This window comes from Paraburkholderia sp., assembly GCF_035656215.1.
In the GTDB taxonomy this organism is placed as follows: domain Bacteria; phylum Pseudomonadota; class Gammaproteobacteria; order Burkholderiales; family Burkholderiaceae; genus Paraburkholderia.
On record NZ_DASRSY010000382.1, the window covers coordinates 1 to 7,274 of the forward strand.

Here is a 7,274-nt window from a genome sequence, read left to right on the forward strand (position 1 = left end):
AGCAAGGCGTTCACCCAGGCGATGTATGCCATCGAGCGCTTCGAGCTCGAGGACCCGAGCTTTCATCCGTACACCAGCAAGTTCGATTACTACCTCGACGGCAAGGTCCAGCTGACGGCACGCGAATTGCGCGGCAAGAAGCTGTTCGACGATCCGGCGGGCGGCAATTGCGCGTCGTGCCATATCGATCAATCGGGTGTCAACGGCTCGCATCCGCTTTTCACCGATTTCAACTTCCAGGCGCTTGGCGTGCCGCGCAATCCGGAGTTGCGTGCGAACGCGGATCCGAAGTACTTCGATATGGGTTTGTGTGGACCGCTACGCACCGATCACTCGAGCGACAGAAGCAACTGCGGACTTTTCAAATCCGTGTCGCTGCGTAACACGGCGACGCGGCAGGTGTTCTTCCACAACGGCCGCTTCCATACGCTGAAGGATGCACTGCGTTTTTACGTTCAGCGCGATACGAATCCGGCGAAGTGGTATCCGAAAGACGCGCACGGCAAGGTCGACAAATTCAACGACTTGCCGGTCGCGCTGCGCGTGAACGTCGATACGACCGACGAGCCGCTCACGCGCAAAGCAGGCGAGCGCCCTGTTTGGTCGGAGCAGGATATCGACGACGTCGCCGCATTTCTTGCGACGCTGAACGACGGCTACAGAAGATAGTGGCCGGACAAGAACGGGGACGTTTTCGAACCGGAGGCATACGCTGGCAGTGGAATGACCAAGACGCGGCGGTTTACCATTTCGCCCCAGGATCAACTGGTAGACGAAACATCCCTATTTGAATTGGACCACTTGCCCGCTCTTGCCGGGCTCATCGTTCTTTCCCTCTGAAAGCAGGGCTTCGCGCAGAGACAGGCCGGCCCGTTTCACCTTATGCCCAAGGCAGAATCCTTCAAGCGTGCGGTAGTGGCCTTTCATCAATGCCTGGGCACGTGCCACCTCTCCAGCTTGTAAAAACCCGATGATTTCCTCGTGATCACGGCACAGATGACCGTGATCGAAATCGTCGTAATGAAATGACGTGAAGAGCCGTTCCTGCGCGATCAGGCTCGCGTGAATGGCCTCAAGCGTGCGATTGCCGGCCATCTGCACGACAAGCAGATGGAAATCCGGCCCAAGCCGGTATTCGAGGTCGACGTTACTGCGCTGATGCGCGACGCGCTGCTCGCTCAGATGCTGATGCAGACGTTGCACGTCTGAAGCCGTCATCGTGCCGGCAAATTTCTCCATGGCCGCGCATTCGATCATCGCGAGCGCTTCGAACGTTTCGTGGATTTCAAACTCGGTGGGCTGCGCGACTGACGCCCCACGGTTGTGTTCGATCCGCACAAGTTTGCTTTGCGACAACCGTATCAACGCCTGGCGGATAACGGTGCGCCCGACCTCGAAAATGGACGCGAGTTCGGCCTCACCGAGGCGGGTTCCTGGGGCAAGGCGTTGCAGCAGGATCGCGTCGGTAATCGCATCGACAACGGTTTGGGTGGACGTTTCCTTCATGGCTTACAGCCTTTGCTGCCGCTAGTACATGGTGCGCAAAATTGCATGAACAGCATACTCAAGGGTATACACTGTTGTCAATCTTTATTGATTGCATACAATGCGTAAAAATCGTGTGCAAACAAGGAGGCGTAATGGCAACACCGCTCATTCCCGATAAATCGTTCCTCAGGCACTTCTGGCATCCGGTCTGCACGCTTGCGGAGTTCGAAGAGGCGCATGCTTCCGGCGCAGGTCCGATGGCGGTCCGGTTGCTGGGCGATGACCTCGTGGTCGCAAAACTGGGTGAAACGATGGTGGCGATGCGCGACCGGTGCGCACACCGGTGCGCGAAGCTGTCGCTGGGTCGAGTGGAGAACGAACTGTTGACGTGCCCGTATCACGGTTGGGCGTACGACGCAGCGGGAGTCTGCCGGCATGTACCCGCGTGTCCGGACCTGCCGATACCGGGGAAAGCCCGGACTGAAACGTTTGATTGCGCTGTGCGTTACGACATCGTTTGGGTCAGGCTCGATAACACTTACGACTGTACGCAGATTCCGGCCTTCGGCGACTGGGACCGTGAAGACATGCGCGTGGTTGTCGATAAATCATATGTGTGGAACACATCCGCCGAGCGTCGCTGGGAAAACTTCACCGACTTTTCTCACTTCGCATTTGTTCACCCCGGAACGCTTTATGACGCCGCCTATGCGCGCCCGCCCGTAGTGCCGGTCGACAGGATCGACGGCGAGTTGTGTTTCGAAATCGAGCCCGCGAGGGAAATGCTGGAGAACCTGCCCGAGGCGTCGCCGCTAGGCAAGTTCAACTATCGTTGCACGATGCCCTTCACGGTCAATCTGGAGATCGATCTATACCGGCAGCTGGGGCGCTTCGTGATCTGGACGACATCATGCCCGGTGGACGCCAACGTCTGCCGCAATTTCATGATCATCGCGCGCACGGACAACGGTGAGGCCGATCCGGCTAGCGAAGATGCGGCGCACGTCGCGTTCCAGAAGCAGGTGCTCAACGAAGATCGGCCGATCATTGAATCGCAGACACCGGCTGCACCGATTGCCGAGGAAGTGTCCGTCATGACCGACAAGGTCTCCATTCAGTATCGCAAGTGGCTACGCGAACTTGCTGCTGCGGCAACGGCCGGCGGGGAACGCTTTGCGGCTTGCCTGCGTTCCCAGGTGATCGAGCATCGCCGCGCGGAGCCGGTCGGAACACAGCGTATCAATGAGGAAACCAGACTATGAAGAAGATGTTTCCGCTTGCGTGCGCCGGCCGAGGTATCCAGCCTTCGTCGATGACCCATCCTGTGAGCGAGCAGGAGCTGCCGGTCATGGAACAGTTCCGGCTGGTTGCTGAATCCGGGCTGTGGGATTTTTTCGATCGCATTCCTGAAGAGAGCAATCTGCACGAGTATCAGCGCGCGATCGACACGTATCAGATTCCCGTGCTATCGGGCAGTTGGACCTATCAGCTCGGCCGCGACGAACCCGTGATCGAAGCGAACCTCCGGCGCGCGAAACAGGTCGGCTCGAAATACCATAATCTGATGGTTTGGGCCCGTCACCATGACGGCCGGATGGTGACCAATGCCGAAGTGATCGATTCGTATCTGCGAACCTTCGAACTGGCCGATTCGCTCGGTTTGAGCATCACCTATGAGGTGCATGTCGACATGTGGTCGGAGGCATTTCTGCGCATCGAGGAAGTCGCTGATGTCGTAGAAGCGCGCGGCGTGCCGTTCCAGTTCTGCATGGACTATAGCCATTGCATCTTCAAGATCGAAAACGAAGTCGAGCAGGCCGTCTCCGGTATCCGCTCCGATCCGGACAGCGTGCGGCGGCTCGACCCGTTCAACGCGGACAGCTTCTGCGATCGCTGGCTTGCCCGCAACATGGTGTGGTGGACGCAGGTGCGTCCCGTGGCGCCGAATGGCCCGAGAAACTGGTGGGCATACGAGAGTGGACCGTTCGATGGCATGGGTTGCGAACGCCCCGGCCGGGGTATCCAGTATCCGTTCGAGCATCCCGCGCCGGGCGAGTGGCATACCGAGGCATGGCATGCACACAAGCTGGCCTGCACGATGGAGGTCGTGCGCAAGGTCATCGATCATTATCTGCGCCATGAGGCGTCGTCGATGCGGATCATGACCATCGACAACATCAATCTTTCCGCCTACGGCGTTGGATGGAAGTACGACATGTTTGCCGACAGTTGCGCGGTGGCGCGCGCAGTCAGGGCGCTCTATGCCGAACGCGCGGCGGTGCTCGAGGCGGAGCAGCAGGCCGGTTCCCGGCAGCACCTCATCGATTCCTATCGGCCGGCTGCGATTCAGGGCTAGTCATTCCATGCGGGCTGCGCGTTGACGACGCCCGTACATTCCTCACGCAGTCCCCGCAGGAGTTTCGTATGGACGACACGATTCACCCCGTCGACGAGAAATTGCCGCTGCCACGTCTGGGCATCCTCGGTTTGCAACATCTGCTCGCTATGTATGCCGGTGCGGTCACAGTGCCGCTTGTGCTTGCTGGGGCGCTAGGTCTCAGCAGGGATGCCACCATCGCGCTGATCAATGCCGATCTGATCGCGGGCGGCCTTGTGTCGATCATCCAGTCACTTGGGGTGGGGGCGTTCGGTATCCGCTATCCAATGATGATGGGTGTGACTTTTGTTGCAATCGGGCCGATGATCGCCATCGGTCTCAATCCGGCGCTGGGGCTCCAGGGGATTTTCGGAGCAGTGATCGTTGCGGGTATTGTTGGTCTTCTGCTTGCACCGCTCATGGCGCGACTGTTGCGCTACTTTCCGCCTGTCGTGACGGGGTCGGTCATCCTTGTGATCGGCGTCTCGCTGATGGGCGTGGGTATCCACTATTCAGGCGGAGGCTATGGCGTGCCTGACTTCGGACGTCCCGCGTACATTGGCATCGCAGCTTTCGTACTGTTAGCGATCGTCGCCATCAGTCGCTACGCAAACGGCTTCGTCGCGAATGTTTCGGTGCTGCTGGGCATCCTGCTCGGCTTCCTGTTGGCCTTCGCCGTTGGCTTCGTCAAGCTCGACGGCCTGGCTGAAGCACCGTGGTTTGCGATGGTCTATCCCTTCCAGTTTGGTTTGCCGAAGTTCGACCTGCTTGCCGCCATCTCGATGTCGCTGGTGATGATCGTTACGCTGATTGAATCGATGGGCGGCATCTTCGCACTGGCCGACATCATCGACAAAAAGCCTACTCAAACTGATCTCGTGCGCGGTCTGCGCACTGATGGACTCGGCGCAATCATCGGCGGCATCTTCAATACATTTCCGTACACGAGCTACTCACAGAACATCGGACTCGTGCACGTCAGCGGCATTCGCAGCCGCTATGTATGCGTCGCTGCCGGTGTCCTCATGATTCTTCTGGGTTTTGTGCCGAAAATAGCTTTCGTCGTCGCATCGATTCCGCATTTCGTGCTCGGTGGCGCCGCGTTCGTGATGTTCGGCATGGTCGCGGCGAACGGCATCCGCATCCTGCAGAGCGTGGATTTTCGCGGCAACCGTCACAACCTGATGATCGTTGCAGTCAGTCTCGGGATGGGGATGATTCCGATGGTCTCCGACAAGTACTTCGCGAAGTTTCCGCCGGACATCGGCACCTTGCTGAACAGCAGCATCGCGCTATGCGCAGTCACGGCAATTCTGCTCAATTACTTCGCGAACGGCGCCGCAACGATCGGCACGGTCGAGGCGGCGATCAAGGACAGCGTCAGCACGACTCATTGAGCTTGCTGACTTCACGCAGCTGCTGCGACACAGTCCGGCGCGCTGTGACTATATTCAGGCGAATTAACATGGATAAAATTTCTGTCATTGTGCAAAGGAAGTGGCCTGTTGCGGCCGATATCGTTGCGCTCGAACTCGTGGCTGCGCGTGGCGAGTGCTTACCGCCTTTCTCGGCGGGCGCGCACATCGACGTTTTTCTCGACGCGCCAGACGGCGAACGCCCGATCATCCGGCAGTACTCGCTTTGCAATGCGCCCGAGGAAACCGACCGCTACATTCTCGGCGTCAAACTGGAACCGCAATCGCGTGGCGGTTCGCGAGCCGTTCATGAGCGGCTTCGGGAAGGCGCGCCTTTGACCATCAGCGCGCCGCGCAATCATTTTCCGCTGCACGAGGATGCGGACATGACGGTCCTTTTCGCCGCCGGCATCGGTATCACGCCGCTGCTCGCGATGACGCAAAGCCTGCGTCAGGCCCACCGCAATTTCCGGCTCGACTATTTTGCGCGGTCTCCCGAGCACGTTGCGTTTGCCGACCGGCTGATTGCAGCAGACGACGCCGCATCGATTCACATCCACACAGGCGCTTCGGTTGAAGATACAGAACGGGCAATTTGCGACGTGCTTGCCGGCATCGGGCCTGCCGCACATGTCTACGCGTGCGGTCCGGGCGTATTCATGGACATGGTGGGGCGCCACGCCGCCGGACGGGTGCCGCGGGCGCATTTTCACGTTGAGCATTTTGCCGCGCCGGCGGCTCCGGCTTCTGGGCGCGAAGTGTTCGAGGTCGTGGCCGCCAGAAGCGGCGTGAGATGCATGGTCCGCGCCGATCGGAGCATCGTGGAGACGTTGCGGGAGCACGGCGTGGAGATCGACGTATCGTGTGAACAGGGCGTCTGCGGCACCTGCATCACGCGTGTGATTTCCGGTGTTCCAGATCATCGGGACATCTACCTATCGGACGATGAAAGAGCTGCGGGCGATCAGATCACGCCATGCTGCTCGCGCGCGCTGAGTGGCACGCTCGAACTGGATATCTGAATGAGGCAGCGTTCGACGTCACGCATAGGCGTTTTAGCAATTTACATTCGGAGACTCGATGAGAACCAAAGCAGCAATCGCATGGAAAGCCGGCGCCCCGTTGACGATCGAAGAGGTGGATCTGGAAGGCCCGCGCGCCGGTGAAGTCCTGATCGAAGTGAAGGCGACGGGCATCTGCCACACCGATTACTACACGCTCTCGGGCGCCGATCCGGAAGGCATTTTCCCGGCGATTCTCGGCCACGAAGGCGCGGGCGTGATCGTCGATGTCGGCCCGGGTGTGGGCACGTTGAAGAAGGGCGACCACGTCATTCCGCTCTACACGCCGGAATGCCGCCAGTGCAAATTCTGCCTGTCGCGCAAGACCAATCTTTGCCAGGCGATCCGTTCGACGCAAGGCCGCGGCCTGATGCCCGATGCGACCTCGCGCTTCTCGCTGGACGGCAAGCCGCTGTTTCACTACATGGGCACGTCCACGTTTTCGAACTACATCGTTGTGCCGGAAATCGCGGTGGCGAAGGTGCGTGAAGATGCACCGTTCGACAAGATCTGCTACATCGGCTGCGGCGTGACGACGGGCGTTGGCGCTGTGGTGTATTCGGCGAAGGTCGAGGCGGGCGCGAACGTGGTGGTGTTCGGTCTCGGCGGGATCGGCCTGAACGTGATCCAGGGCGCCAAAATGGTAGGCGCTGACAGGATCATCGGCGTCGATATCAACCCGGGTCGCGTGGAGCTGGCGAAGAAATTCGGCATGACCCACTTCATCAACCCGAACGAAGTGGAGAACGTGGTCGATCACATCGTGCAACTCACCGATGGCGGCGCGGACTACTCGTTCGAATGTATCGGCAACACCAGGGTGATGCGTCAGGCGCTGGAGTGCACGCACAAGGGCTGGGGTCAGTCGTTCATCATCGGCGTGGCGGCGGCGGGCGAGGAAATCAGCACGCGTCCGTTCCAGCTGGTGACGGG

7 protein-coding genes are annotated in these 7,274 nt (G+C 59.5%); 6 read left to right on the forward strand and 1 reads right to left on the reverse strand.

Annotated elements, in window-relative coordinates; translation table 11 throughout:
- Positions 1-669, forward strand: a 669-nt coding sequence (locus tag VFE81_RS22190; protein WP_414695637.1) for a cytochrome-c peroxidase, incomplete at its 5' end; no start/stop codon positions are given.
- A 114-nt stretch (positions 670-783) separates the two neighbouring features.
- On the opposite strand, the gene VFE81_RS22195 is transcribed toward VFE81_RS22190, so the two are convergent.
- Complete coding sequence (locus VFE81_RS22195; RefSeq protein WP_325046650.1) at positions 784-1,506, reverse strand: GntR family transcriptional regulator; 723 nt, start codon at positions 1,504-1,506, stop codon at positions 784-786.
- Positions 1,507-1,640: 134 nt separating this feature from the next.
- On the opposite strand from VFE81_RS22195, the gene VFE81_RS22200 reads away from it, so the two are divergent.
- The 5 genes from VFE81_RS22200 to VFE81_RS22220 form a co-directional block, all read left to right on the forward strand.
- Entirely contained in the window at positions 1,641-2,750 is a 1,110-nt protein-coding gene (locus VFE81_RS22200; RefSeq protein WP_325046651.1) for an aromatic ring-hydroxylating dioxygenase subunit alpha, read from the forward strand.
- Positions 2,747-3,844 (forward strand): hypothetical protein, encoded by a 1,098-nt coding sequence (locus VFE81_RS22205; RefSeq protein WP_325046652.1) that lies wholly within the window; start codon positions 2,747-2,749, stop codon positions 3,842-3,844. Before VFE81_RS22200 ends, VFE81_RS22205 begins: the two co-directional genes overlap by 4 nt.
- Positions 3,845-3,912: 68 nt before the next feature.
- Positions 3,913-5,262: a nucleobase:cation symporter-2 family protein gene (locus tag VFE81_RS22210; RefSeq protein WP_325046653.1), complete on the forward strand. Its 1,350-nt coding sequence runs from the start codon at positions 3,913-3,915 to the stop codon at positions 5,260-5,262.
- A 68-nt stretch (positions 5,263-5,330) separates the two neighbouring features.
- Positions 5,331-6,302 (forward strand): PDR/VanB family oxidoreductase, encoded by a 972-nt coding sequence (locus tag VFE81_RS22215; RefSeq protein WP_325046654.1) that lies wholly within the window; start codon positions 5,331-5,333, stop codon positions 6,300-6,302.
- A 58-nt stretch (positions 6,303-6,360) separates the two neighbouring features.
- The coding region (locus VFE81_RS22220; protein ID WP_325046655.1) for a zinc-binding dehydrogenase at positions 6,361-7,274 on the forward strand (914 nt) is incomplete at its 3' end.